General features: G+C 35.2%; 25 protein-coding genes, 4 tRNA genes and 1 other annotated feature. All 29 genes read right to left on the bottom strand.

The annotated features are described in order from the left end of the window. Positions 1–3 precede the first annotated feature (3 nt). Positions 4–576: an ANTAR domain-containing response regulator gene (locus tag ABG79_RS08350; protein ID WP_057979021.1), complete on the bottom strand. Its 573-nt coding sequence runs from the start codon at positions 574–576 to the stop codon at positions 4–6. A gap of 13 nt (positions 577–589) precedes the next feature. Continuing rightward, positions 590–1,012 carry a EutP/PduV family microcompartment system protein gene (locus tag ABG79_RS08345; protein ID WP_057979020.1) on the bottom strand — a complete coding sequence of 141 codons (423 nt, stop codon included), beginning with the start codon at positions 1,010–1,012 and terminating at the stop codon, positions 590–592. Positions 1,013–1,020: 8 nt separating this feature from the next. Continuing rightward, positions 1,021–1,350, bottom strand: coding sequence for a BMC domain-containing protein (locus ABG79_RS08340; protein ID WP_152978229.1), 330 nt, complete (start codon positions 1,348–1,350; stop codon positions 1,021–1,023). A gap of 182 nt (positions 1,351–1,532) precedes the next feature. Beyond that, positions 1,533–2,822: a serine--tRNA ligase gene (serS, locus tag ABG79_RS08335; RefSeq protein ID WP_057979018.1), complete on the bottom strand. Its 1,290-nt coding sequence runs from the start codon at positions 2,820–2,822 to the stop codon at positions 1,533–1,535. A 77-nt stretch (positions 2,823–2,899) separates the two neighbouring features. Continuing rightward, positions 2,900–3,113, bottom strand: a binding site (T-box leader). 40 nt (positions 3,114–3,153) lie between these two features. Further along, positions 3,154–4,254 (bottom strand): aminopeptidase, encoded by a 1,101-nt coding sequence (locus tag ABG79_RS08330; protein WP_057979017.1) that lies wholly within the window; start codon positions 4,252–4,254, stop codon positions 3,154–3,156. 64 nt (positions 4,255–4,318) lie between these two features. After that, positions 4,319–6,982 carry a UPF0182 family membrane protein gene (locus ABG79_RS08325; RefSeq protein WP_057979016.1) on the bottom strand — a complete coding sequence of 888 codons (2,664 nt, stop codon included), beginning with the start codon at positions 6,980–6,982 and terminating at the stop codon, positions 4,319–4,321. Between the two features lie 10 nt (positions 6,983–6,992). After that, a complete protein-coding gene (locus ABG79_RS08320; protein WP_057979015.1) occupies positions 6,993–7,508 on the bottom strand; it encodes a transcription repressor NadR in 516 nt (171 codons plus the stop codon). An 11-nt stretch (positions 7,509–7,519) separates the two neighbouring features. Then, positions 7,520–8,377: a GerMN domain-containing protein gene (locus ABG79_RS08315; RefSeq protein ID WP_057979014.1), complete on the bottom strand. Its 858-nt coding sequence runs from the start codon at positions 8,375–8,377 to the stop codon at positions 7,520–7,522. Between the two features lie 13 nt (positions 8,378–8,390). Further along, a complete protein-coding gene (locus tag ABG79_RS08310; RefSeq protein WP_057979013.1) occupies positions 8,391–9,749 on the bottom strand; it encodes a HAMP domain-containing sensor histidine kinase in 1,359 nt (452 codons plus the stop codon). Then, on the bottom strand, positions 9,724–10,413 hold the full coding sequence (locus ABG79_RS08305) for a response regulator transcription factor (RefSeq protein WP_057979012.1): 690 nt from the start codon (positions 10,411–10,413) through the stop codon (positions 9,724–9,726). The genes ABG79_RS08310 and ABG79_RS08305 overlap by 26 nt, the downstream gene beginning before the upstream one ends. A gap of 72 nt (positions 10,414–10,485) precedes the next feature. Then, positions 10,486–10,965, bottom strand: a complete 480-nt coding sequence (locus ABG79_RS08300; RefSeq protein WP_057979011.1) for an HD domain-containing protein — start codon at positions 10,963–10,965, stop codon at positions 10,486–10,488. Positions 10,966–11,126: 161 nt separating this feature from the next. Further along, positions 11,127–11,202 (bottom strand) — tRNA-Thr (locus ABG79_RS08295). 5 nt (positions 11,203–11,207) lie between these two features. Further along, positions 11,208–11,284 (bottom strand) — tRNA-Asp (locus ABG79_RS08290). 37 nt (positions 11,285–11,321) lie between these two features. Next, positions 11,322–11,397 (bottom strand) — tRNA-Val (locus tag ABG79_RS08285). Between the two features lie 5 nt (positions 11,398–11,402). Then, positions 11,403–11,477: transfer RNA gene (locus ABG79_RS08280), tRNA-Glu, on the bottom strand. A 61-nt stretch (positions 11,478–11,538) separates the two neighbouring features. Further along, the gene (locus ABG79_RS08275; RefSeq protein ID WP_057979010.1) at positions 11,539–12,537 is read right to left on the bottom strand and encodes a LacI family DNA-binding transcriptional regulator; all 999 of its coding nucleotides are present in this window, start codon (positions 12,535–12,537) and stop codon (positions 11,539–11,541) included. Positions 12,538–12,598: 61 nt separating this feature from the next. Beyond that, positions 12,599–13,507 (bottom strand): ribose ABC transporter substrate-binding protein RbsB, encoded by a 909-nt coding sequence (rbsB, locus tag ABG79_RS08270; RefSeq protein ID WP_057979009.1) that lies wholly within the window; start codon positions 13,505–13,507, stop codon positions 12,599–12,601. A gap of 19 nt (positions 13,508–13,526) precedes the next feature. Then, positions 13,527–14,456, bottom strand: coding sequence for a ribose ABC transporter permease (gene rbsC, locus ABG79_RS08265; protein ID WP_057979008.1), 930 nt, complete (start codon positions 14,454–14,456; stop codon positions 13,527–13,529). 12 nt (positions 14,457–14,468) lie between these two features. After that, positions 14,469–15,968, bottom strand: coding sequence for a sugar ABC transporter ATP-binding protein (locus ABG79_RS08260; protein WP_057979007.1), 1,500 nt, complete (start codon positions 15,966–15,968; stop codon positions 14,469–14,471). Positions 15,969–15,979: 11 nt separating this feature from the next. Continuing rightward, entirely contained in the window at positions 15,980–16,375 is a 396-nt protein-coding gene (gene rbsD, locus ABG79_RS08255) for a D-ribose pyranase (protein WP_057979006.1), read from the bottom strand. A 2-nt stretch (positions 16,376–16,377) separates the two neighbouring features. Next, entirely contained in the window at positions 16,378–17,310 is a 933-nt protein-coding gene (rbsK, locus tag ABG79_RS08250) for a ribokinase (RefSeq protein ID WP_057979005.1), read from the bottom strand. Between the two features lie 186 nt (positions 17,311–17,496). Next, positions 17,497–19,110, bottom strand: a complete 1,614-nt coding sequence (gene ptsP, locus ABG79_RS08240) for a phosphoenolpyruvate--protein phosphotransferase (RefSeq protein WP_057979003.1) — start codon at positions 19,108–19,110, stop codon at positions 17,497–17,499. Between the two features lie 9 nt (positions 19,111–19,119). Beyond that, positions 19,120–19,380 (bottom strand): HPr family phosphocarrier protein, encoded by a 261-nt coding sequence (locus ABG79_RS08235; protein WP_057979002.1) that lies wholly within the window; start codon positions 19,378–19,380, stop codon positions 19,120–19,122. A gap of 67 nt (positions 19,381–19,447) precedes the next feature. After that, positions 19,448–20,608, bottom strand: a complete 1,161-nt coding sequence (locus tag ABG79_RS08230; RefSeq protein WP_057979001.1) for a mannitol-1-phosphate 5-dehydrogenase — start codon at positions 20,606–20,608, stop codon at positions 19,448–19,450. A 12-nt stretch (positions 20,609–20,620) separates the two neighbouring features. Then, a complete protein-coding gene (locus tag ABG79_RS08225) occupies positions 20,621–22,477 on the bottom strand; it encodes a PTS mannitol transporter subunit IICBA (protein ID WP_242859323.1) in 1,857 nt (618 codons plus the stop codon). A gap of 184 nt (positions 22,478–22,661) precedes the next feature. After that, complete coding sequence (gene nagA / locus ABG79_RS08220) at positions 22,662–23,765, bottom strand: N-acetylglucosamine-6-phosphate deacetylase (protein ID WP_057979000.1); 1,104 nt, start codon at positions 23,763–23,765, stop codon at positions 22,662–22,664. Between the two features lie 12 nt (positions 23,766–23,777). Further along, positions 23,778–24,260, bottom strand: coding sequence for a PTS sugar transporter subunit IIA (locus ABG79_RS08215; protein WP_057978999.1), 483 nt, complete (start codon positions 24,258–24,260; stop codon positions 23,778–23,780). Positions 24,261–24,272: 12 nt separating this feature from the next. Further along, complete coding sequence (locus ABG79_RS08210; protein ID WP_057978998.1) at positions 24,273–25,178, bottom strand: DUF7916 family protein; 906 nt, start codon at positions 25,176–25,178, stop codon at positions 24,273–24,275. Between the two features lie 45 nt (positions 25,179–25,223). Continuing rightward, positions 25,224–26,633 (bottom strand): N-acetylglucosamine-specific PTS transporter subunit IIBC, encoded by a 1,410-nt coding sequence (nagE, locus tag ABG79_RS08205; protein ID WP_057978997.1) that lies wholly within the window; start codon positions 26,631–26,633, stop codon positions 25,224–25,226.

Below are 26,633 nucleotides of genomic sequence, written 5' to 3'. Positions count from 1 at the left end.
TTTTCACCTTTCATTAAGTAAAATTGTCTCAGCAATCTTCCTCATTGAACATCGTTTATCCATGCTTACTTTTCTCATTAAATTATAGGCTTCTTTTTCTGAAATATTTTCTTTAGTCATTAATATTCCTTTTGCCTTTTCAATTATTTTTCTTGCTTCCAAGTTCTCTCTTGCAATTTTTATTTCATTCTTCATATTTTGAATTTCATATCCTTTATGTAATGCTATTTCAATCGTATTGATTAAAGTTTTTTCTTCTACAGGTTTAACTAGATAAGCCATGACTCCGGATTCCTTTGCCCTTTCTACAAATTCAGAACTACTATAAGCAGTCAAAAGAACAACCGCCTTGGTTAACTCTTCAGTCATTATTAATTTTGATGCCTTTATACCATCAAGCAGTGGCATTTTTACATCCATTAAAACTAAATCAGGTTTTAATCTCCTACAAAGTTCTACAGCATCTAAACCATCAGATGCTTCACCAATTACATTAAATCCCGACTCGTTAAGTAATTCATGTAAATCCATCCTTGTTATTGGTTCATCATCAACTATAACAATATTTTTTCTCATACCCTCTCCTCCTCTATAAAAGGAGTTTTCTTAATTCGTCTATGCCTATTTTGTTATAAGAACTTACATAGTATATTTCTTTAACTCCTGCTCTTCTTAAACACTCTTCTGCTAATTTTAAATTGCAATGGTCTACATCTATCTTCGTTACTATCCCTACTACTTTTTTACTAAAAATATACGCAAAGTTTGGTGGGAATATACAATTTTCTTGAGTAGCATCCTGCAAAAAAGCTATTATATCATAATTAACAGCTTCCGAAATTATTGCTCTAATATAATTTCTATATTCAATATATTCGCCAGGAGTGTCTAATATGCATTGATGATATTCAAATGATTGAGTCTTTTTAGAAATCAGCTCTTTATTCAAGATTGCTTGAACTAATGTTGTTTTACCACAACCACTTTTCCCTATAAGCATTATTTTCTTCATGTTTCCCCCTAGGATTTTGTTATTTTAGCGGTTGAGAACTTCAATACTAATTCCATAGTTTCAATAACGTTTTTTAATGCAGCTTCAACACTCGAAATATCACCTATCAAAACTAAAGAACCACTGAATCGGTCTAAAAAACCAATTTCAACGCCTGAGGATTTTGTTGCTATATCTGCTGCAATAATTGACGCTTCGCTTGGAGTTATAGTCAAAATTCCAATTGCACTTTTATAATCATCCAATCCTAATTTTTGATAAATACTCTTCTGGGGGTTTGCAATAATATGAGCTAATGTAATCTGCTTTCCTGGAACATACTCTTGAATTATTCTCATTTTTTCATCTGCCAAATTATCACTTCCACCTAAAATTATATTACATATATATGCTAAGAAGTATATAATATGAATAAAGGACACCTTCTAAGATTTGTAAAAACTTCTCTTAAAAGGTGTCCTTATGCTATATGCTTAAATTATCTATGCAACATGTCCTAATTGACAAACAAATCAAGAACTCAAGGAATCAAGTGAATGTCACTTATGCCGCCCATGTAGGGAACGAGGACCTCTGGGATTGTAACTGAGCCGTCTTCGTTTTGGAAGTTTTCAAGGATAGCTGCGACAGTTCTTCCAACAGCAACGCCTGAGCCGTTGAGAGTATGAACGTATTCTGGTTTAGATTTAGCGTCACGCTTAAATTTGATGTTTGCTCTTCTTGCTTGGAAGTCTTCGAAGTTTGAGCAGCTTGAAATTTCTACATATCTTCCGTAGCTTGGCATCCAAACTTCTATGTCGTATTTTTTAGCAGCTGTAAATCCTAAGTCGCCTGAGCAGATAAGAACAACTCTGTATGGTATCTTTAGCATTTGTAAAACTTCCTCTGCATCACGAGTTAAGGTCTCAAGCTCTTCATAGCTCTTTTCAGGGTCAACGAATTTAACAAGCTCAACTTTATTGAATTGATGTTGTCTAATAAGTCCTCTTGTGTCTCTTCCTGCTGAACCTGCCTCTGATCTAAAGCATGCTGAATATGCAACGTGTTTAATAGGAAGCTTCGAACCTTCTAAAACATCGTTCATATACATGTTTGTAACTGGAACTTCAGCAGTTGGAATAAGGAAATAGTCGCTGTCTGCTATTTTAAATGCATCCTCTTCAAACTTTGGCAATTGTCCTGTTCCCGTCATACTCTTTCTATTAACCATAAATGGTGGGAAAACTTCTACATATCCATGTTTCTCTGTATGAACATCTAAGAAAAAGTTTATTAGGGCTCTTTCAAGTCTTGCTCCAAGTCCTTTGTAGAAAGTAAACCTTGCACCTGTTACCTTTCCTGCAGTTTCAAAATCTAATATTCCAAGACTTGTTCCTATATCCCAGTGGGCCTTTGGCTCAAAGTCAAACTTTCTAGGTTCTCCCCATTTTCTAACTTCAACATTGTCTGCATCAGTATCTCCCTTTGGCACATCCTTGTTTGGGATATTTGGAATTCTCATAAGGATGTATTCTATTTCCTCTTCAACCTTAGCAAGTTCAACATCCATGTCCTTAATCTTATCTGAAAGTTCCTTCATTTCAGCAAGAAGATGGTCTGCATTTTGTCCAGCCTTTTTAAGCTTTGCTATCTCTTGAGAATCAGTGTTTCTCCTATTTTTTAGAGTTTCAACCTCTGCAAGTATCTGTCTTCTTCTTTCGTCAAGTTCAACTACTTTGTCAATCATATCAAGGGTAAAAGCCTCCCCCCTGATCTTTAGTGCTTCTTTAATCTCATCTGGGTTGGTTCTAATCCTTTTTAAATCTAACATAACCTCTCCTCCTAAACTTAATTAATATCTTATTATTTCCGGTTTTAAATTAGGCATACAAAAAAGCCCATCATCCCCAAAGGGACGAAAGGCCTATCTTTCGCGGTGCCACCCTATTTGACCACTAAATACAAAATTTTAGCAGTCCTCTCAACGTGGTATAACGGCCACACCGTTTTGCTCATCGCAAACCCTCAAGAGTGGATTCAATAAGGTCAAACACCGGTTCGCACCATCCACCGGCTCTCTTAAGTTCAAACCCTACCTACTATTCTCCTTCATAGGTTTGTTTTAATATATTATACTAAATTTTATATAAAATGCAACAACATTATATTAAAAATTTTCCTTTTTCGTATATCAATTCACCATCGGCGTAAATCTTGCCCTCTTCCTTCATATCACACAGCATATCCCAGTGAATAGTAGACATATTCTTGCCGCCTGCTTCAGGGAATGCACGACCTATCGCAAGGTGGACTGTCCCACCAATCTTTTCGTCAAAGAGCATATTTTTTGTAAAGGCTTGAATTCCATAGTTTGTTCCTATTGCAACTTCTCCAAGGAGCTTTGCTCCCTCATCTGTTTCCAAAAGTTCCTTTAATAGCTCCTCTCCCTTTGCTGCAGTTGCCTTGACTACTCTTCCGTTTTCAAACTCAAGCCTTATATCCTCAATCTCACGGCCTGCATAAATTCCAGGGAAACTAAATCTTATATATCCATTTACACTGTCTTCAACAGGGCAAGTGAAAACCTCTCCATCTGGGAAATTTTCTTCACCCGCACAGTTAATCCACTTTCTTCCCTTGATGCTCATTGAAATATCAGTATCCTTAGAAACTATTCTTAGATTTTCTTTATTGTTGAGATATTCACAGATTCTGTCCTGCTCTTCCCTTATTTTCTCCCACTTAGCAACAGGGTTTTCATCATCTATGTATCCTGCGCCATAAACAAAATCCTCATACTCTGTTAAAGACATAGATGCCTCCTGAGCATTTGCATGAGTTGGGAATTGAGTTCCACACCATTTAAGCTCTTTCTTCTCCATCCTCTCAGAGATAATCTTTACAAGTTCCTGCCTTCCCCTTGACCTTAATTTTAATTTTGCTGGGTCAACGTTAGTTAAAAATCTTGTGTTTACATCTCCCCAAATGGTCAAAAAAGCGTCAACGCTTTCAAACGCCTTAATGGTTGATTCAGGAACATACATTATCTGTTCATCTGAACCAAACTTTAGCATGTATTCCCCTAAATCCTCAACAACAATATCCACCTGAGGATGAGCCCCAAGCTCTAAAGCCCTTTTATATACAGCCTTAACTAAAGGCAATGTAGCTTCTCCACCCTGAATTAAGAGCTTCTCTCCTTTTTTAATGTTAAGGGAATAATTCAGCAATACATCCGCAAGTTTTGTAATTCTACTATCCATTGTTTAACCCCCAATCAAAAATGATCCTATGAAAATTATACCATAGGACCAAAATTTTACAATATTACTTAGTCTTTTCTTTCAACTTATTTAGTATTCCCTCAAGTTCCTTAATATAGTTTCCATAACCAGCCCAATCTCCATTCTTTTGAGATTCAACAGCTTTTCTGTAAGCCTCATCAGCCCTTATTATCAAAGTCTTAACATCTTCTTCCTTTGTTTCCGTTGGAAGCGGAACTTCAGTCGTTGCAAACAACTTCGAAATTGCCTTTGCAATATTATCCTCCATTACAATTGTGTCGCCGTAGTTTACTATAACCTTTTTAAGTTCAGGAACGCTCTTCCCTCCCTGTGCCCTTAGATAAAGCGGTCTTACATACAATAGTGAATTCTCAATTGGAATAATGTTCGTCTCGCCAAGTATTACGCTTGAACCCTGCTGATTCAACAATGTTATCAAACTTGAAATTTGAATATCAGTATTAATTCTTGAATTAAACTGCTGCGGTCCTAATATTGCCTTCTCCTTAGGGAATCTTATAAGAACCATTTGCCCTAAATTTTTATCCATCCTTGCAGCCAGCCATGAAACCATATTTTCCTTCTTTGCCACTGTATATGGAATAGTCAATATAAATTCTTCGTCATCTTGAAGTTTCATAACCTGATAAACCGCCTCAACCGGAGTTTCACTTCCGTCAGCGTTCTTATATCTTGCGATGGCCCATAAATCCTCGCTGTTGTAGAAGGAAACAGGGTTTTTCATATGATACTTTTCATAGACATTTGCCTGAATCAGGAATACATCCTCTGAATATCTTAAATGCTTTCTCAATTCTTCCGGCATCGTGCTCAAATCCTTGAAAAGTCCATCATAGATATTTCCAATGGTCTGTGCTATTGGGTCATTTTTATCGGAAATATAAAAATCTACTGTTCCATCATAGGCATCAACGACAACCTTAACTGAATTTCTAATATAATTTATTCCAAAGTAAGGCTCAGAATATGGATATCTATTTGTTGTAGTATAGGCATCCATTATCCAGTAATACCTTCCATTTGCAATAACTATATACGGGTCCTCGTCATAGTTCAAAAATGGAGCAATCTTTTTTACCCTGTTAACTATCTGTCTGTTCAATATTATTCTCGAGTCCGACTTGATATTGTTTGATAAAAGAAAGTTCATATCCGCGTATCCTAAGGTAAACAGCAGCCTGTTTAAAGGATTTAAAACAATTCCAGCCTTTCCGTCATACCTGTTCTCCTTTTCCCCGCTACCGTATGGGTAGTCGATTTCATTATTCTTTGCATTTATAATTACATAATCATTATTAATCTCTCCAAAATAAATCTGTGGCTTATCGACACTAATTTTTCCTGAAACAGGGATGTCCTTTACTAAGAATTCAGGTAGCCCTGTTGACATTACAGTATTAGTATAAGACATTACTGCACCATACCCATGGGTATAGAAAAGGTGTTTATTCTGCCATGTCTGGAACTTAGGGTCCCTTTGGGAATTGTCAAGTTCCCTTGCGGCAATAAATACCTGCCTTAATTTCCCATCAATATTATACCTATCTATGTCTACATCATTAAATCTGTAGTAGTTTCTAATAGCTTGAATCTGGTTGAAAACCTCAAGAGACTGTGCAAACTCAGTTATTCTAATGTTATCTATTGTATTTTTGTTCTCTTTTATGTCATTAGGAGTTAGATTATTTTTAACATCAAATTCCTGTTCAACGATGTTCTCAAGACCATATGCCTTTCTTGTATATTCAATGTTATACTCAAGGTATGGCATCTCCTTTTCCCTCGCATTTGGAGATACAATAAATCTTTCAACAACAACTGATGCCACTCCTTCAAACAGAATAAACAAGACAATAAATACAGCTATATAAATAACATGCCTTATTCTCTTTTTAACTATTGAATAAAACATCACAAATGCTGCAATAACGCTCAAGCCCGAGAGAATCCTATAGAGAGGTAAAGTTATATGAACATCCGTATAACTAGCACCAAACGCAACTCCTCTTGGTGAATAAACAAGATTTAGAGCCCTTAAGTAGAATACCCCTGCAAGAAGAATTAAAAGTAATGCAGCAAAATAAGCTACCTGCTTTGCAAAAAATCTAACCTTTGGGCCATCCTTAATCCATACTACTCCCCTGAAATTAGTTATTCCTTCCCTTGCCCTCTCAAAGGCGTAAAATAAAGCCGACACAGCAGTTAAAACTATTACAACAGTTATTAACATCCCTAATATGCCTTGAATAAGAGGAAGTTTAAATACAAAAAATCCAATATCAATATTAAAAATTGGGTCATTTACTCCAAATTCAACACCATTGACATATTCAAGTATCCTATACCAAAAAACAGATGTAAAAACTAATGAAATAATTATTGAAATGACAAACGAAATAATCATCAAAACCTTGTTTCTTCTCTTCAAATCATTCTTGTCATACACAATATCGCTAATTTCGAGATAATTTTTGGCTAAAAATTTTGCATAGAAATAAATAGCTAAAAAGAATATAAGAAAAGATGGAATCAATATAGTAAGCTTTGCCTTAAATGAAGTAAAGAATACATTCAGATATCCAACTTCCTTAAACCATTGAATATCGATTAAAAAACCTGAGATGCTGGATATAATAATAAGCAGCAAAACAAAAATTCCCACAAGTTTAAAACCTATTTTTTTCATAATAACACCCCTATGAATTCAAAATAAGGTAACCCTTTTTCTCAAGGGCTTGGACTATTCTTTCTAATGTTTCAACGGAGTCAGCTTCAATTGTGTGAAGATGGACCCCGCCGGTTAAATTTGAAAGAGGCATATCATCACTTTCATTTAACCTTTCAACAAATTTTTCTACGTCGTAGAATGATTTTAGCATAAGCTTTCCAGTAATCTCGCCATAAACCTTATGCTCAATTGTAACATCGATTACCTTTCCACCAAGGGCAATAATTGTCTTTAGTTCGTCCTCAATATCCTCTCTTTTATGTTTAACAGCAATAACTTTGGTGCAGCTCAAATTATTCCCAAGATAAACATATCCCTGTGGAGTCGAGACAATATTATGCCCCTGTGCCCTTAAAATGGCTATGTCCTGAACGATAATCTGTCTTGTTACATCATACTTTTTAGAAATATCAGCTCCCTTTATCGGGGAATTCGACTCCTTTAAATCGTTTAAAATATTTATTCTTCTTTCTTCCCCCTTCATTTTATCCCTCCTCATTGAGCAGTTAGCCAATCAACCATCCAAGCTCCATTTATTTTAACAACTGTAAAATACAAATCCTTTCCTAAAATTTTCTTTCCACTTGCATCCATCTCATAAAAATTGACCTTAACTCTTGCCTTAAGTTTAGATGGGTCAAGAGTATAACCATCAACGACAAAGTCAGCATTTAAAAAACCCAATGCTTTGCTCTCCTCCATCTCCTTAACATAATCATCAAAATATTTTCTATAAGTGTTGTTTTCGTCATCTGACATCAAAAGGTATGCCTCAAGCCATTTACCCTGCTTTTCAAGATTCATTTGAAGCTTCAGAACCTCATTGGGAAGCATCTTCTTATCCCTAATAAATAAATCCCTATTTCTTCTAAGGGGAGCATTTATTGAAATATTTCCCTTGTATGTATCATATTTTCTCCCGCCTATTTGGAATTGAACACCTTTAACCCCAGGGATTTCAGTAAGTGAGTTTACAATAGAATAAAGCGTTGCCCTCTCCTTATCAATCCCTCCTGGATGATTTTTTATAAATTCATTTGAAAGATTAACTACCAGTATGTCTTCATTTTTGTTTATAGACAATATTCTTGTCCCATTTGGTATAGCATTAACAAGTCCTAGTGTTTTAGGGCCCTTAATAAGTTCGTTTAAAATGGTTCTTTCAAGAGATTTGTCAAATACAACATCCCTTGCTTCAGCTTTTAAGAATTTGTTGGTCCTGTCAGGAAAAAATAAAATTATATTAACCATCTGTTTCTTTTGTTCAATATTTATCCCTTCCGTCTTTGTTTCTACTTTCTTGCACCCTAAGATTAGAAAAAATAAAAGCAAAGTGGAAACCACTTTTTTCATAACTATACCTCCATCACATAGGTAGTTTAATTATAAACGCAGTTCCTTCCCCCACTTTGCTATCAACTTCAATATCCCCCTTATGAAGTTTTATAATATGCTTTGCAATTGAAAGACCAAGTCCACTTCCGCCTGTCTGCCTTGCCCTTGTCTTATCAACTCTATAGAACCTATCAAATATATATGGGATATCCTCTTCTGGTATTCCAATACCATAATCCCTAATGATAACTTTAACAAAATCATCCTTTAACAATGTAACATCAACCTTTGAATTTTCATTTGAATACTTAATTGCATTTTCTATTATATTATAAAAAGCCCTAAAGATATTATCCCTATTTACTTCATATAATATACTATCTCCCTCAAAATTTATATTTATATTTCTTGTTTTAGCAATTGGTTTAAGACTTTTAATAACATCCTCAAGCAATAATTTCAAATCTAGTCTATTAGTCTTTAAGTCATCTGAATTTTCAATCTTGGCAAGCTCTAATAATCCATTTACAACATTTGTTAATCTATCTATTTCATTGTTTAAGCTCATTAAAAATTCTTCACTAACTTCTTTATCATTAATTCCTCCAGCCATCAGCGATTCGACAAGGACCTTCATCCCGGCAAGAGGGGATTTTAACTCGTGTGAAGCATCAGCAACAAACTGCCTTCTTTTATTATCGAGTTCAGCTATCCTATTGTTTAAACTATTAAATGCACAACATAATTTTTGAACTTCAGAATAACCTTTAACATCCATTTTCTTGTTAAATTTTCCAACCTTAATTGATTCAATCGCCTCTATTACTTTATTTAGTGGATTTATAATACTTCCTGAAATATAAACACTATAAATAAAGACAACAACAAGCGCTAAAATTGAAATTATCATAATCTGCTTTTCAATTAAGAAAACTTTCTTAAGTCCCCAATCCATTGGGTAAAAAAATATAATATTTCCAACATGCTCTTTTTTTTCAACCAAAGGATACGAAACAACAAAATAATTGCCGTTGTTAATTTTTAACTTCCTTGAAACAATATAATCCTTCTTAAAGTTATCGATTGGAAATTGCATATTAAAGTCGTTATACGCAATTTTTTCTTTAATTAAAATTACAGACTTTGAACAAACATCTGCCTCAATTTGTTTAATTCCATCCTCAAATACTCTTGAGTTTTCAACACGAATAAAATTAATCGCATTCTTTTGCGCTGATATAATATCCTTTTTTTTGGATTCTATATAAAAGTTTTCTAAGACCAGAAAGATTGAAACATTAATAAGCACTACAAATAATAGAATTATTGAAAAATAGGAAATAAGAAGTTTACTTCTTAAAGTATTATTCGCCATTGTAATAATAACCAACTCCCCATTTGGTCATAATATACTGTGGATTCCCAGGGTCCCTTTCTATCTTTTCTCTCAGCCTTCTAACATGCACATCAACGGTTCTTGAATCGCCATAATAATCGTATCCCCATATTATTTCCAAAAGAGTGTCCCTTGAATAAGTTTTTCTTGGATTTGAAACTAAAAGAAATAGGATATCAAATTCCTTCGATGTCAAATCAACTACTCTTCCGTCAACACTAACCTTTCTTAACGCAACATCGATTAATATATCGCCATTTTTTATTATATCTATTTTTGTTGTTGAAAGGTCATAGGCTCTTCTAAGCAGTGCCTTAACCCTTGCCTTCAACTCAACAATGCTGAAAGGCTTTGTAAGATAATCATCTGCTCCCATTTCAAATGCCTTAACCTTATCTTCGTCATACCCCCTTGCTGTAAGCATAAGAACCGGAATTGCACTCGACCTATCTCTTATCTTTTTTAATAGATACATACCATCATATTTTGGAAGCATTATATCTAAAATAATTAAGTTATACACGTTGTCAGCTATAAATCTAACTGCAGTCTCTCCATCGTATGCAACATCAACAGCATATCCTTCATTCTCAAGGTTGTATTTTATGCCCTTTACGATGTTTTCTTCATCGTCGATTAGAAGTATTCTATAACTCAAAATAATCCCCCCAATTAATTATTCAGGTGTATATACAGTATTATAACATTTATTTACTTAAATTCAAATATTCTAATTATTGCAATCTGCATGTTGTAATAATTGTAGTTTTTTATCACGGACATCATAATTATGATGATTCTTTATCAAAAACTTTAAATACCTGTTATCATTTTCAAGATATTCGAGTGCAATTTCAGGATGGTCATAATAATGCTTGACTATTCTTATATTTTTATACCTTTTCAGTTTATCTTTAAGAATTTTATCAAGGATAACCATAATCGATTTTGTAATAGGATTTAGACCGCTTCCTATCTTCCCAATATCATGCAAAAGCGCAGCTTTAATAAGTAGAACATCGTAACATTCGCAATCTAAAGAAGCATTAAGAACATCCTTAGCCACTCTTATGCTATGCACCTGTTCACTTTTTGGTAGCCTAAAAAAAAGGCCTCGCTCCCTTTCACTCAAATAGGTATTAACAAAAACTATATCGTCCCTTTCAAGCTTTGCAAAAACTGCCTGAAAAAACTGACTTATCCTATACATATCCTTCTCCTTCTTATGCGCCTGCTCTTAACTTTAAACATTCAAAATTACATTATATATAAGTTAATTATAATTATAATAAATAACGATTACAATTAGTCGTTCACTTTATTTTATTTTTACAAACACAAAAAAGCCTCTTGCATATGCTAGAGGCTTAATGGAGCCGGCTATAGGACTTGAACCTACAACCTACTGATTACAAGTCAGTTGCTCTACCGATTGAGCTAAGCCGGCAAATATGGCGACCCAGAAGGGGCTCGAACCCTCGACCTCCGGCGTGACAGGCCGGCACTCTAACCAACTGAGCTACTGGGCCGTGAAATCTTAAGTGCCTGGCACTTAAGATTAAGTTTTGGTGGGCACAATAGGGCTCGAACCTATGACCCTCTGCTTGTAAGGCAGATGCTCTCCCAGCTGAGCTATGCGCCCGTAAATGGTGACCCCTAGGGGATTCGAACCCCTGTTACCGCCGTGAAAGGGCGATGTCTTAACCACTTGACCAAGGGGCCACAATTGACACAATTAATTATACTATACCTGTTTCTTTGTGTCAATACTTTTTAAAAAATTTTATGCAGTTCCTCTTATTATTAACTTTGGTGTGTAGTAATGCACCTTTTCAATGTTTTCATCTTCATTTATGACCTTGACTAGAAGGTTGCAAGCGTCTTTTCCCATTTCATAAATCGGCTGAGAAATAGTAGTAAGTTCTGGCTCGATAAACTCTGATATTTGAATATTATCAAATCCAACCACACTAACGTCATCAGGTATCTTATATCCATTTCTTGTTAATACCTTGATTCCGCCAAATGCCATAACGTCATTGCTATAAAATATAGCATCGAAATCATTTAATTTATTTAAAATCTCCTCAGTAGCCCTTTTACCGCCTTCTAATGTAAAATCAGACTCAAAAACATAATCGTCTATATATAGACCGTATTTGCTCATTGTAGTCTTATAACCTTCAAATCTTTGTTTGGAAATTTCAAGTTCTGTTGGGCCTTTAACAAACAATATTTTCTTTTTTCCCTTCCCTAAAAGATATTCAACCCCTTCAACTACACCTTCATAATTTTTACAGAATACTCCATAATTATCTTCATAATCTTCAATGTATCTATCGACAAGAACGAACGGAACGCTATTATCTTTAATTAACTTCAAGCTTTTCTTGCTTGCTCCACCTGCAATAAATATTATTCCATCTACCAATTTGCTGATTAAAAGCTTGATGTATTCTTCCTCTTTTTTTATCTTATTATCGGTATTACAAAGTATAACATTATATCCTAAAATATTTGCCTCGTCTTCAATGGCTCTTGCAATTTCAGAGAAGAATGGATTTGTAATATCTGGAAGAATAATTCCAATTGAATAGCTTTTGCTTGTTGCAAGACTTCTCGCTACAGAATTTGGTATATAGTTAAGTTCCTTGGCTACTTTAAAAATTTTTTCCCTTGTTTCCTGGCTGATATTTTCGTCTTTTTTATTGAAAACCATCGAAACCGTTGCCTTCGAAACACCCGCAATCCTTGCAATATCGTTTATCGTAACCTTTTTCATATTATCACCCTTTTAAAATTATTGCGTCATCAAACGATGACGCAACATGTTTAATTTAATATTACTTCTTTATAACCTTTAAATCAACAGGGATTTGCTTTTCAACAGTTTCTCCCTTAATTAATTTAACTGCATTTTCAATAGCAAGGCTTCCCATAACATCTGGTTGTTGTGCAATTGTTGCTGCCATTTCTCCATTTTCAATAGCAGTTACAGCATCAGCTGTTCCGTCAAAACCAACAACAAGAACCTTTTTGTTTGCTGCAGCAAGAGCCTTAACTGCGCCAAGAGCCATTTCATCGTTATGAGCAAATACAGCATCAAAATCAGGAGTTGCTTGAATTATATTTTCCATTACGTTTAAGCCCTTTTGTCTATCAAAATCAGCAGCTTGGCTTGCTACAACTAAAACTCCATCCTTTCCATCTACAACCTCATGGAACCCTTGTCCTCTGTCTCTTGTAGCTGAAGCACCAGGAATACCTTGAAGTTCAACTATCTTTGCCTTTCCTCCAAGAGTATCTAATATAAATTGTCCTGCAAGTTTTCCACCTGCTACGTTGTCTGATGCGATATGACAAGCAACATCAACACCATTAGCAGCTCTGTCAACAGTTATAACTGGTATATTCTTTTCTTTAGCAACAGAAATTGAATTAGCAACAGCATCACTATCGGTTGGATTGATTATCAATACTGCAATACCCTGCTGAACTAAGTCTTCTACATTAGATCTTTCCTTTGATGCGTCGTTTTGTGAATCCAAAATGATAACTTCGTAGCCAAGTTCCTTAGCCTTCTTTTCAGCACCTTCCTTCATTGTAACAAAGAAAGGATTGTTTAAAGTTGAAATAACCACACCTATCTTTTTGCTTCCCTCTGATGAACTCTTGCTTCCACAGCCGGCAAAAACTCCAACGACTAAAACAAGAGTCAGAATGATTGATAATGTCTTTAATACTTTTTTCATTTTAGGCTTCCCCCCTAATTTATTTTTTATTCTTCTTGTCTATTAATACAGCAAGAAGAATTACTAAACCTTTTACTATTGATTGGTAAAATGGAGAAACATTCATCAAGTTTAATCCATTGTTCAAAACACCAATTATCATGGCACCAATTATGGTTCCTGTTATACTTCCTTCGCCGCCCGAAAGACTCGTTCCACCTAATACAACTGCTGCAATGGCATCAAGCTCATAACCGGTTCCAGCGTTGGGAGATGCAGAGCCAATTCTGCTTGTTACAATAACACCGCTTATTGCCGCTGCAATACCAGAAATAATATATACATACAACTTAACCCTGTCTGTATTTATACCTGAAAGCCTTGTAGAATCTTCATTTCCACCAAGTGCAAATACATATCTTCCAAAACGAGTTTCATTAATCAAATACCATGCAATTAAGAATATAAAAAGAGTTATTACTACTGGAAAAGGTATCCCTATTATCTTTGCATTACCTATAAAAGTAAAATTCTTTCCAAGCCCTGATATTGGAGTTCCATTAGTATATACATAAGTAACTCCTCTAAAAATTGTCATAGCAGCAAGAGTTACTATAAAAGGTTGAATCTTACCCTTTGCCACTACTATACCATTAAACGCTCCAATCAACGCTCCAATAATTAGTGCAACTAAAATTGCAAGAAGTAAACTATTGGACTTAACAACTATCGATGCAGCAATAGCTCCAGTTATAGCGAGAATGGAGCCTACCGAAAGGTCAATACCGCCGGTTAATATTACAAACGACATTCCAAGAGCGATAACTGCATTAACCGATACCTGCGTTAATACATTTAATAAATTATTTATATTCAAAAACCTTGGGGTTATTATCGAAATAATAACGCATAGAATCAAAAGGCCTATCAACGACTTGAATTTTAACAAAACAGATTTAAATCTATCCATCCTTTCACCCCTTTATTCTGCAAGCCCTACTGCATATTTCATAATAATTTCTTGATTTGCTTCTTTTCTCGATATTTCTCCTGTTATCTTGCCTTCATGCATTACAAGAATCCTATCGCTTACTCCAAGAATCTCTTCCATTTCGGAAGAAATCATAATAATTCCCTTTCCCTGCCTTTTCAACTCATTTAAAATCTCATAGATTTCCTTTTTGGCTCCAACATCTATACCCCTTGTCGGTTCATCAAAAATTAGTATTTTAGGTGCATTTAAAAGCCACTTTGCAATAATAACCTTCTGTTGATTCCCTCCACTTAAATTCTTCACAAGCTGATATGGTGATGACATCTTAACTGAAAGCTTCTTTGAAAATTCGTTGCAGTCTTTTAATTCATTTCTTTTGTTAATTTTTTTAATCCTATTCTCATATTTCTTAATATTTGAAAGAGTCATATTCTCAAGAACAGAAAGCTTTAAAACAAGACCTTCTTTTTTTCTATCCTCTGAAAGATATGCAACACCATTTTCAATAGCATCTTTGGGTGAATTTATCTTAACCCTCTTACCCTCTATAATAACTTCTCCGTTTGTCCTCTTGTATTCGCCAAATATCAGTTTTGCAACTTCTGTTCTTCCTGAACCCATAAGTCCTGCAATTCCTAATATCTCACCCTTTTTAAGCTCAAAGGATACATTTTTAATTTTATTTCCCCATGATAAGTTTTTAACCTCTAATATTGCTTCGCCTGCTTTAACTTCAGCATATGGGAACTGTTCTTCTAATCTTCTTCCAACCATCATAGAAATCAGCTTATCCTTGTCCACATTTTCAATAGATTCTTCCCCAATAAAGCTACCATCTCTTAAAACTGTTATTCTATCACATATTCTAAATATCTCTTCCATTCTATGAGAAATATATATAATAGCTACATCGTGGTCTTTTAACTGTTTTATTATCTTAAACAACTTTTCCGTTTCAACTTCTGTTAGAGCAGTTGTAGGCTCATCCATAATTATAATCCTTGCATCTTTTGAAACAGCCTTAATAATTTCCACCATCTGCATTTCGCCAACTGTCAGTTCCTTAGTTAACGTCTTTGGAGACAGTGTGAAATCAAACTTTCTTAACAGTTCTTGGCTTTTTCTTATCATTTCTTTTTTATCTAATTTAAAACCATCAAACAATTCACAGCCCAAAAATAAATTTTCATATATAGTCAAATTAGGCAATAAACTTAATTCCTGATGTATTATTGAAATACCAAGCCTTTGAGCATCTTTAATTCCGTTTATTTCAACTTCATCTCCATTTATCTTAATAGAACCTTCATCCTTTTTATAAACACCACTTAAAATTTTCATCAAAGTAGATTTTCCTGCACCATTTTCACCTAAAAGTGCCATAACTTCTCCGGGAAAGGCTCTTAAATTAACTCCACTTAACGCTTTAACGCCTGGAAATGACTTAGAAATTCCCGTCATCTCCAAGATAGGATTTTTACTTTGCATCATAATCCCCCTTAAAAAACAACTCCAGATTTTAAAATAACATTAGCATATGGAGTCTGCTCACCAGTTCTAATAACTGCCTTGCATTTTTTCAATTCAGCCTTTAACTCCTCATGGCTTACCAAAATTATCCTAACATCTCCAACTTCCTTCTTTATAGCATCAAATATATGAGGACTAATTTTTGCAGTTTCCTCTGCAACAATTACTTCTTCAACCTTTAACTCAAGCAAAACTGCCTTTAATGTATCTAAAAATCTTGGGATGTCCTTTACAAGCGCTAAATCAATCCTTTTTGTTTCATCCGGAATTGGGAGTCCACAATCACCAATCGCTAAACTATCTGTATGTCCCATCTTTGAAATAACTTCAGAAATTTCATGATTTAAAATACCAATTTTTTTCATTTCTATTCCTCCCCAAAAACTTCAATGACCTCTTTCAAATACGGAAGTGAAGATTGAGCTCCTTTTCTTGTAACTGCAATAGCAGAAACCTTGTTTGAGAACTTAACAGCACTTTTTAAAGTTTCAAAGTCAATTCTTTGCTCCTTTGATAAATAATAAGAGATTGCTCCTATAAACGAATCCCCTGCTGCTGTTGTATCTACAGCGTTAACTTTATATGCAGGGACAATATCAAAATTAATTCTATCCATTATAGCTGCCCCTTTACTTCCAAGGGTTATTATTACATGTTCAGCACCCTTTTCAATCAAAATTTTTCCTGCTTCTTTTATGCTATCTTCACTTTCAGGTAAAATCCCCGTAATTATTTCTGTTTCAGTCTCATTTGGAACTATAATATCCGACAGTTTAATTAATTCTTCATCAATTTTTTTTGCTGGCGCAGGATTTAAAATGGTTTTTTTTCCAAACTTTTTTGCAATTCTAAAAGCCCTTTTAGTAGCTTCTATTGGAGTTTCAAATTGTGCAACAACAATCTTAGAAGATTCTATAAAACCCTTAGCATTATCTATGTAATCTAAATCAACTTTCATATTAGCACCAGGATAAACTGAAATTGTGTTATTTCCTGCTCCATCAACAGTTATTAGAGCAATTCCAGTAGGTGCGCTATCTATTCTTTTAATGAAACTTGTATCTATATCATCTCTATTCAAATTATTTAAAAGTATGTCACCATTATCATCTTTTCCTACGCAACCAAGCATTATAACCCTGCTACCTAATCTTGCAGCAGCTACCGCTTGATTTGCTCCTTTACCTCCAGGAAATTTCATAAATCCATTTGCAAGAATTGTTTCACCAACTGCAGGAATTTTATCAACGTTTATTACTAAATCCATATTCAAACTTCCTAAAACGCAAACATCAAACATAAAATTCACCTACCCATGCATACTTAACCGTTTTACTGAACCGGTTAAGTATATTATACATTACGGTAAATAGTTTTGTCAATTCAAAAAATTGTTTATTTTCTGCCACCAATGAAGTATATTTGACAGAAATTGCAACAAAAAAACTTAATCTTAAGTGCCAGGCACTTAAGATTAAGTTTTTAATCATAAAATTGAGTTTAATTCTTTTCTAACCCTTAAAATCATCGGAGGAGTTACGCTGTATTCATCAAGTCCCATTTCTAAAAGCGTTTTTGTCATGGATAAGTCTGCAGCCATTTCGCCGCACATTCCTACCCACTTTCCTTCCCTGTGGGCATTGTCGATTACCATCTTGATAAGTCTTAAAATTGCCTCGTGGGATGGATTATATAGGTATGAAACATTCTGGTTCATTCTATCTACTGCTAGCGTATATTGAATTAAATCGTTAGTTCCAATGCTGAAGAAGTCAACTTCCTTTGCAAGTATATCGGATATTATTGCAGCTGAAGGAATTTCAATCATTATTCCAACTTCATATTTTCCAACCTCTATTCCTTCTGCTCTTAATTCGTCCTCAACCTCTTTTAAAATCTTTTTAGCTTCTAAAAGTTCCTCTAGCCCTGAAATCATGGGGAACATAATTCTTAAGTTTCCATAAACTGAAGCCCTTAAAAGAGCCCTTAGCTGAGTTTTAAATATGTCCTTTCTTGCAAGGCAAAGCCTTACAGCTCTTAAGCCAAGGAATGGATTTTGCTCGTGTTCCATGCTCAAATATGGAAGATTCTTATCCCCACCTATATCAAGTGTTCTAATTATTACAGCCTTCTCTCCCATTCTTTCAAGAACATATTTATATGCTTCAAATTGCTCATCCTCAGTTGGAAGGTTGTCCCTGTCCATATACAAAAATTCGCTTCTGAACAAACCAATTCCTTCTGCACCATATTTAAGTGCTATATCAACCTCTGATGTGCCGCCTATATTTGCAGCAACTTCAATCCTCTTGCCATTCTTATCGACTATTCTAAGGTCCCTAAACTTCAACAATTCATTCTTTTCTTCTTCCATCTTCTTTTGGATGGATTCATACTTTTCTATTTCCTCTTGACTTGGATTTATAATAATAACCCCTTCATTACCATCAAGAATTAACATATCTCCTTCATTTACATTATCAGTAATGTGTCCAAGGCCTAAAACAGCTGGAATCTCAAGGGTCCTTGCAATTATTGCTGCATGGGATGTTTTCCCACCAAGGTTTGTAGCCATTCCAAGAACCAAATCTTTATTCATCTGTGCAGTTTCAGACGGAGTTAAATCATCAGCAACGACAATACACTTTTCACGAACATTTGCAATTGAATTGCTGCTCTTTTCACTTAAAATATTTATTATTCTATTTCCAATATCCCTTACATCTGATGCTCTTTCTTTGAAATATTGGTTGTCCATATTCAAGAATATCTGAACAAACTCATCAACAACCAATTTAACGGCGTATTCAGCATTTATTTTTTCGTCGTTTATCTTATTTTTAATTGCATTTATAAATTCTTCGTCCTCAAGAATCATCAAATGTGCTTCGAATATCTCTGCATTTTCCTGTCCTATTGTATTTGCTGAGTTTTCCTTTATTATAACTACCTCTTCCTTAGCAGCATTTATGGCTTTATCTAATCTTTTAATCTCTTTTTCAGTGTTTTCTACGCTAAATCCCCTTACTTCGACTTCCTTCTTTACTATGTGTGCTCTGCCAATAGCTATTCCCTGGGATGCAGCGATACCTCTAAACATTATCCCACCTCAATCCTTGAAGCTCTCTATAAGATTTTTTATAGTAGTTACTGCAACATCCTCATCTTCACCATTTACCTTTAAAACAAGCTCTTCTCCCATTGCTGCTCCCATTGCCATAACGCTCATTATGCTCTTTGCATTGTAGTCCTTGCCATTCTTAGTTAATGTAATGCTTGACTTGTATTTTGCTGCTTCCTTAACAAGCAAGCTTGCTGGTCTTGCGTGCAGTCCTGTTGGATTAACAACTTTTACCTTTACTTCTTTCATAATGTTACACCCCTTTGATTACTTTAAAAATCCTCGGAGGACCCGAGGAGAAATATATTATGCTTAATTATATTAATGATTTTATGTTTTTATAAGTGTTAACTATTTTAACTCCAAGCTCTGAATTTTCCTCAATGCCTGTAGCCTTTTCAAGCGCCTTTCCAACTCCTAATTCATCAATCATTCTTCTCAATTCAATAGCCTGTGCATCATCTTTATTTTCATAGTGCATTGCAGCAGCTATTCCAAGAATCAGATTATTGCACTCTATTCCATAGCCTACTGCTGTTAATAAAGGATTTACAAGTCTATCCTTGCTGGATAGCTTTCTTAAAGGTTCTCTTCCAACTCTTAAAACCTCATCCTTAAGATATGGGTTCTTAAATCTTCCAAGAATCTTTTCAATATATTTATTATGAGCATCTGCATCAAATCCGTGCTTCTTTATAAGCGCTTCACCGCTCTCTTCCATAGCACCCTTTACATACTTGTAAATAACCTTGTCTTCTATGCTCTCTTTAATTGTAGCATATCCTTTCAAAAATCCCAAGTATGCAGTTATTGCATGACCAGTATTCAGCGTAAATAATTTTCTTTCAACAAATGCTATTAATTTATCAGTTAGCTCCATTCCCTTAATATTTGGAATTTCGCCCTTAAACCCTGTTTTATCAACAATCCACTCATGGAATGTTTCAACATCAACCTCTAATATATTTCTATCAGAATTTGATGCAGGAGGAACTATTCTGTCTACTGCTGAGTTAGGAAAGCCTACATATGAATTTAAAAATTCTATTTCATCTGAATTTAAACTCTTTTTTACTTCTTCCCTTAAGCTTTCTGAACCTCCAACCATATTTTCACAAGCTATAATGTTCAAATATGATTTGTTTCCAGCTGCTATTCTTCTTCTGATTCCTTCTGCAAGTGTTGGTGCTATTTTAGGAAGAACGTTAGGGCCAACTGCAGTTGTAATGATTTCAGCCTCTGCAATATGATTGAAAATTTCCGCATCCATGACGCTGCATGCTGAAATATTTTCTATATATTCCTTGCTAACGTCAGTTCCTAAAACATTTATCTGATATCCTTTAACCTTGTTTATCTCGTCAATCACTGCCTGATTAACATCAGCAAAAACTACATGATATCCGGATTGTGAAAGCAAAGCTCCAATAAAACCCCTACCAATATTACCTGCTCCAAATTGTATAGCCTTCTTCAAGCAAATCACCCCTTAGTTTTGGCTTTTAGTAAATGTTTCGTATAACAACTCAACATCAGTTGTCTTAGTTAGCTTATTTGCAAGTTCTTCATCTTCAAAAATTGAAGCTATATTGGATAGTATGCTCAAATGCTCATTTCCTACACCTGCAATTCCTATCACTAAATGAGCCTTTTCTTCGCCAAAGTCAACTCCTTCTGGGAATTGAAGAACTACGATACCTGACTTTTTAATCTTCTCCTTTGCAGCTCCAACACCATGCGGAATTGCAACGCCAAAACCTACATAAGTTGAAACCATCTCTTCTCTTTCCTTCATAGCGTCTATATATTCAACATCAACATATCCGCTTTCAACTAAAAGCTCTCCAGCCATCTCAATAGCCCTTACCTTATCAACGCTTTGAAGTCCAACCTTTATATTTTTCTTTAAAAGAATTCCTTGTTCTTCTTTTGGTTCAACTTTTGCCTCTTCAACAACTTCAATTCCCTTATTGCCGCTAAGTCTTTCAACAAGAGCATCATATTGAGGGTCGTTAACAAAGTTTGTTATTGCTATTATCTCCGCCCTTGGTGCTACTCCATTTGCTCTTGCTGCTAAACTTTCATGCGTTACTACTATGTCCGCATCTGATGGTATATCTTCTATCGCTGTGTTTATTACTTCTATTTGTAATCCTGCCTTCTTGAACTTGTTTCTAAGTGTTGATGCTCCCATCGCGCTTGAGCCCATTCCTGCATCGCATGCAAATACTACTTTCTTTACTACTGTCTTCTTTACTCCCTTTAATTCTACCATCTTGTCCTTTGCTCTTTCTAAGTCTTCGCTGTTTGATAGGTTCTTTGACCTTCTTATGAAGAATGATGCTACTGTCGCTACCGTTACTCCTGCTATTACTCCTAAGAATCCTCCCTTTGGTGTCATCGCTAGTAGTGCAAATATACTTCCTGGTGATGGTGTCGCAACCAATCCTGCTCCAAATGCTACGAATGTTAATACCCCACTCATTCCTCCTGCTATTACTGCAAGTATCAATACTGGATTCATTAATACATATGGGAAGTATATTTCATGTATTCCACCTAAGAAGTGGATTATTATCGCTCCTGGCGCTGATTCCTTTACCATTCCTTTGCTGAACACCCAGTATGCTAGTAGTATTCCAAGCCCTGGTCCTGGGTTTGTTTCAAGTAAGAAGAATATTGATTTTCCTAATTCCTTTGATTGTTCTACTCCTATTGGTCCTAATACACCATGGTTGATTGCGTTGTTTAAGAACAATATCTTTCCTGGTTCTATGAATAGTGATGATAATGGTAAAAGTCCTGCCTTTACTATCGCTTCTACTCCTGCCTTTAATGCTCCATTTAACGCTTGAACTACTGGTCCTATTCCTAAGAATGCTAATAGTGCTAGAACCATTCCTATGATTCCTGCTGAGAAGTTGTTTACCAACATTTCAAATCCTGCTGGCACTTTTCCTTCTATTGATTCGTCAAACTTCTTTATTACGTATCCACCTATTGGCCCCATTATCATGGCTCCTAAAAACATTGGAACGTCGGCTCCTACTACAACACCCATTGTTGCTATAGCTCCTAACACTCCTCCTCTGTTGCCTCCTACCATCTTTCCGCCTGTATATCCTATTAAAAGTGGTAATAGATATACTATCATTGGTCCTACTAGTTTTGCTAAGTTTTCGTTTGGTGTCCATCCTGTTGGAATGAATAATGCTGTTATAAGTCCCCAAGCTATGAACGCTCCGATGTTTGGCATTACCATACCGCTAAGGAATCTTCCAAAGGTCTGAACCCTTTCCTTGATTCCTGCCTGAGGTGCTGCATTTGTTTGCATACCTGTATTCATCGTTTTTCCCCCTTTAATATTTTAATAAATTTTGAATAAAATTTGAAAAGTTTGAAAACTTTAATTTAATTATATCTTCAGTTTTGGCACCATTTCAACTTAAAGAAACCACGTATTTGTCAACATGAGTTAGTGACATAAGTAAAGAGTAGGCAAAGGGGGAGAAGAAACCTACTCTTTAAAATTATTTTATTACTCTAACCACTTCAAACCTATCATCAAGCACGCAAAATTCAGCATCTTTGCCCTTTTCTATGCTTCCCTTTTTGTCATCTATCCCTAACAGCTTTGCAGGGTTTAAAGTTGCCATATTCACAACTTCCCACAGCTCAAGGCTTGTATTTTCATAAAAGTTCCTTATTCCTTCATTCATAGGCAAAATGCTTCCTGCTATAGTTCCATCCTTTAAAGTTGCCTTTTTATTCTTTACATATACATCCTGTCCGCCTAAATCGTAAACTCCATCTTCTAAAAGGCAAGCTCTGTTTGAATCGGTTATAATTATAACCCTATCCTTCCCCTTTACATTAACCACAAATTCATAAAGGGAGGGATGAACGTGAATATTATCTGGGATTATCTCACATGTTACATCCCTTGTAAATGCTGCACCTAAAACCGATGGATTTCTATGATGAAGCTGTGGCATTGCATTAAAAAGATGAGTTATATGCCTTGCACCTTGGTCAATTGCAACATTCATCTCATCAAGACTTGCACAGCTATGTCCTATCGAGACTATTATATTATCTTCGCTGCACCTTTTTATAAATTCAACAGCACCCTTTAGCTCTGGTGCAACAGTTATTATCTTAATTACATCCCTAAAAGATTCTATGCGCTCATAATTAGGTTCCATCAAATAATTTTCATCATGGGCACCCTTGTATTTTCTGCTAATAAACGGCCCCTCAAGATGTGCACCTAATACATTGGCATATCTATTATTTTTCATCGCTGCCCTTATTCTATTTAAAGCACCCTCAACCTTTTCCCATTCCATAGACATAGTCGTAGCCAAAAATGAAGTAACTCCTGTCTTTAAAAGACCTTTTGAAATCTCCTCTAACCCTTCCTCATCCATTACATCATAACCACTGCATCCGTGAACATGAATATTTATAAAGCCTGCTGAAACAAAATTACCACCCGCATCTATAATTTCTACTCCAGATAAATTAATCTCATCCTTTGGAACTATGTCTATTATCCTCTCATCAAACAGCAAAACCTTATCAAGAGCTATGCCATCTTTTAAAATCAATTTACCATTGATTATACCCCTCATATGAATACCTCTCTATTTTAACCTTATTACAGCAATATTATCTCCTCTCTCAGCATCTCCTAAACTTACCTTTATATCCTTTACCAATTCCATGTTTGTAATAATTACAGGTATCACAGTTGACTTTGCTTCTTTTCTAATAAGTTCTGTGTCAAAGGAAATTAACCTATCTCCCGCTTTAACAACATCTCCAGGTTTTACATATGTCGTAAAGCCTCTTCCCTTCATCTCAACAGTATCGATTCCAATATGAATCAATATCTCCAACCCTTCGTTTGTTTTAATCCCTATAGCATGACCGGTTGGGAACACCTGAACAACTACTCCATCAACAGGTGAATAAACAGCGTCTTCGTATGGCTCTATTGCAAATCCATCTCCAACCATCTTGCTGGAAAAAACTTCATCTGGAACGCTTTTTAAATCGACAACCTTTCCTTTAAGCAATGATTTAACTTCAACCTCTGCTGTATTTCTTTTAAAAAAGCCGAACAAATTAACTCCTCCCTATCTTTCAATTGATGCCGCCATTCTAAAATAAGTGTGCCTTTTACCTCTTATCGCAATTGAATACTTAAGAATATTCTCTGGAATTGCAATTCCTGCAAACCCTGCATCTCCGATATGATGCATATCAGCACCTGCCATCTTACACATAAGTGCAATTTCCCTTATAGTCTCCTCATCCGCACCCTCTTGCGATGTTCCAATCACGGTCATAACCAAAGCACCCTTAGAATGTATAAAATCTACAAGCTCCTTTGCATAATCCAAAGTTATTCCTGGAACTGTCCCCGGTGCTGGAATTAAAATACAATCCGCACCAGCATCTATAAATGAACTAATATCCTCAATGGTTATTAGACTTTTTCCACTTTCATCAATAATGCCAGAAGAGTGCATCTTTCCTGCAAATACAGCTAAATCATTTTCAACGGCATCTTTAATTTCAATTATAGCATTTATTATCTCTCTGTTTGTAACATAATTATTTGGATTCCCAGTTAAAACAATAAAATCTGCTCCCAAATTCTTTGCCTTTATTGCATTTTCTGCTGTCGCAACTCTTCCTCTTGAAATATTTACATTTGCTCTTGTAAAATCTACAGGCTCTAAATTAATTCCAACAACCCTTCCAGTAAGCCTTTTCAATTTTTTAATATAGTCACTCTTATCTTCAACAGTTATTCCATTAATCAAGGGATTATCTACATCAAACATGTTTAACAATATAATATCTGCACCAAAAGCAGAAGCAAGTTCCGCATTGCTTATATTAACTAATACTGGCTGCAAAGTGCCTATAACTTCAGAAACAACAACCCTGCCTTCACTCATTTTAATCGATTGAATAAATTCATTTTTACTCATCCTACTAAAATCCGATGCAAAACAATCCAAAAATCTCTTCATAGGACACCTCAAAAAATCCCCGGGCGAAAAGGCCCGGGAAGATTATTACATACTCAAATTCTTGCTATTCATTATAGCCTTAATATGAGTAACAAGTGGGTCTGCTGAAGTTCCAACAACAATTTGGAAATTATTTTTACCCATCTTGATAACTCCTGTTGCACCAAGAGCCTTAAAATCTTCTTCTTTTATAATTTCCGGATTATTTACAGTAACCCTTATTCTTGTTACACAAGCGTCAATATTTTGTATATTTTCCTTTCCTCCAAGTGCAGCTAATATCTCGGTTGCTTTATCCTTAAGTCCTGAGGAAGACAATTTAGCCATAACGCTTGACTCTTCTTCAATTCTTCCTGGAGTTGGAATATTTTGCTTTACAATGATGTAATAGAATACAAAGTAGTAAATTACGCCAAATACAAGTCCTACAACTAAAAGTCCTATTGGTTTACTTGAGATACCATAGTTTAAAACATAGTCAATAAGCCCTGCAGAAAAACCAAATCCGCACCTCATTCCCAAAGCTGCAGTAACAGCAAGTGCTAAACCAGTTAACAGTGCATGAATTACATATAGAACAGGTGATAAGAACATGAATAAGAATTCAATAGGTTCTGTTATACCTGTTAGGAATGAAGTGAAAGCAACACCAAGGAGCATACCAGTAACTTCTTTTCTGTGTTCCTTTTTAGCAGCCATAATCATAGCAAAACATACAGCAGGAAGTGCAAACATCATTATTGGGAAAAATCCTGTCATAAACGTTCCAGCAGTTTTATCTCCTGCAAAGAATCTTGAAAGGTCCCCAGTAATTATCTTTCCTGCAGAATCAGTAAATTCTCCAAACTGGAACCATACGAATGAATTAATAACATGGTGAAGTCCAAGTGGAATCAAAAGTCTATTTAATAGTCCGAAGAAGAAACCTCCAATTGAACCTGAAGATGCTATTGCATTTCCAAAAGAACTAATGAAGTTTTGAATTAAAGGCCATACATATCCAGCCAAAACACCTATAACTAATGAATAGAAAGAAGTAACGATTGGAATAAACCTCTTTCCGCCAAAGAATCCTAAAAAGTCAGGAAGTTTAATCGCTTTATACTTGTTATAAAGAGTTCCTGCCAAAATACCAACTATAATACCTGCTAAAACACCCATGTTGATTTTTTCATCAAATGTTGTAGCAACCTTGGTCAATACAAAGTATCCTACCGCCGCCGCAAGTCCTGCAACACCATTGTTTTCTTCAGCAAATCCAATAGCAATACCTATCGCAAATAAAAGCGCAAGGTTGCCAAATATTGCATCACCAGCTGCAAACATCCATTTCAAATTTAAAACGTCCGGTGCTCCAAGTCTCAAAAGGAGCGCTGCAGCAGGCAACACGGCAACTGGAGTCATTAATGCTTTGCCAAGCTTTTGCAAACTGGCAAGAATTTTGTTGTTACCCAT

This window comes from Caloramator mitchellensis (assembly GCF_001440545.1).
GTDB lineage: Bacteria > Bacillota > Clostridia > Clostridiales > Caloramatoraceae > Caloramator > Caloramator mitchellensis.
The sequence above is the reverse complement of the archived record's forward strand: the minus strand, read 5'-3'. Positions and strand labels throughout refer to the sequence as shown.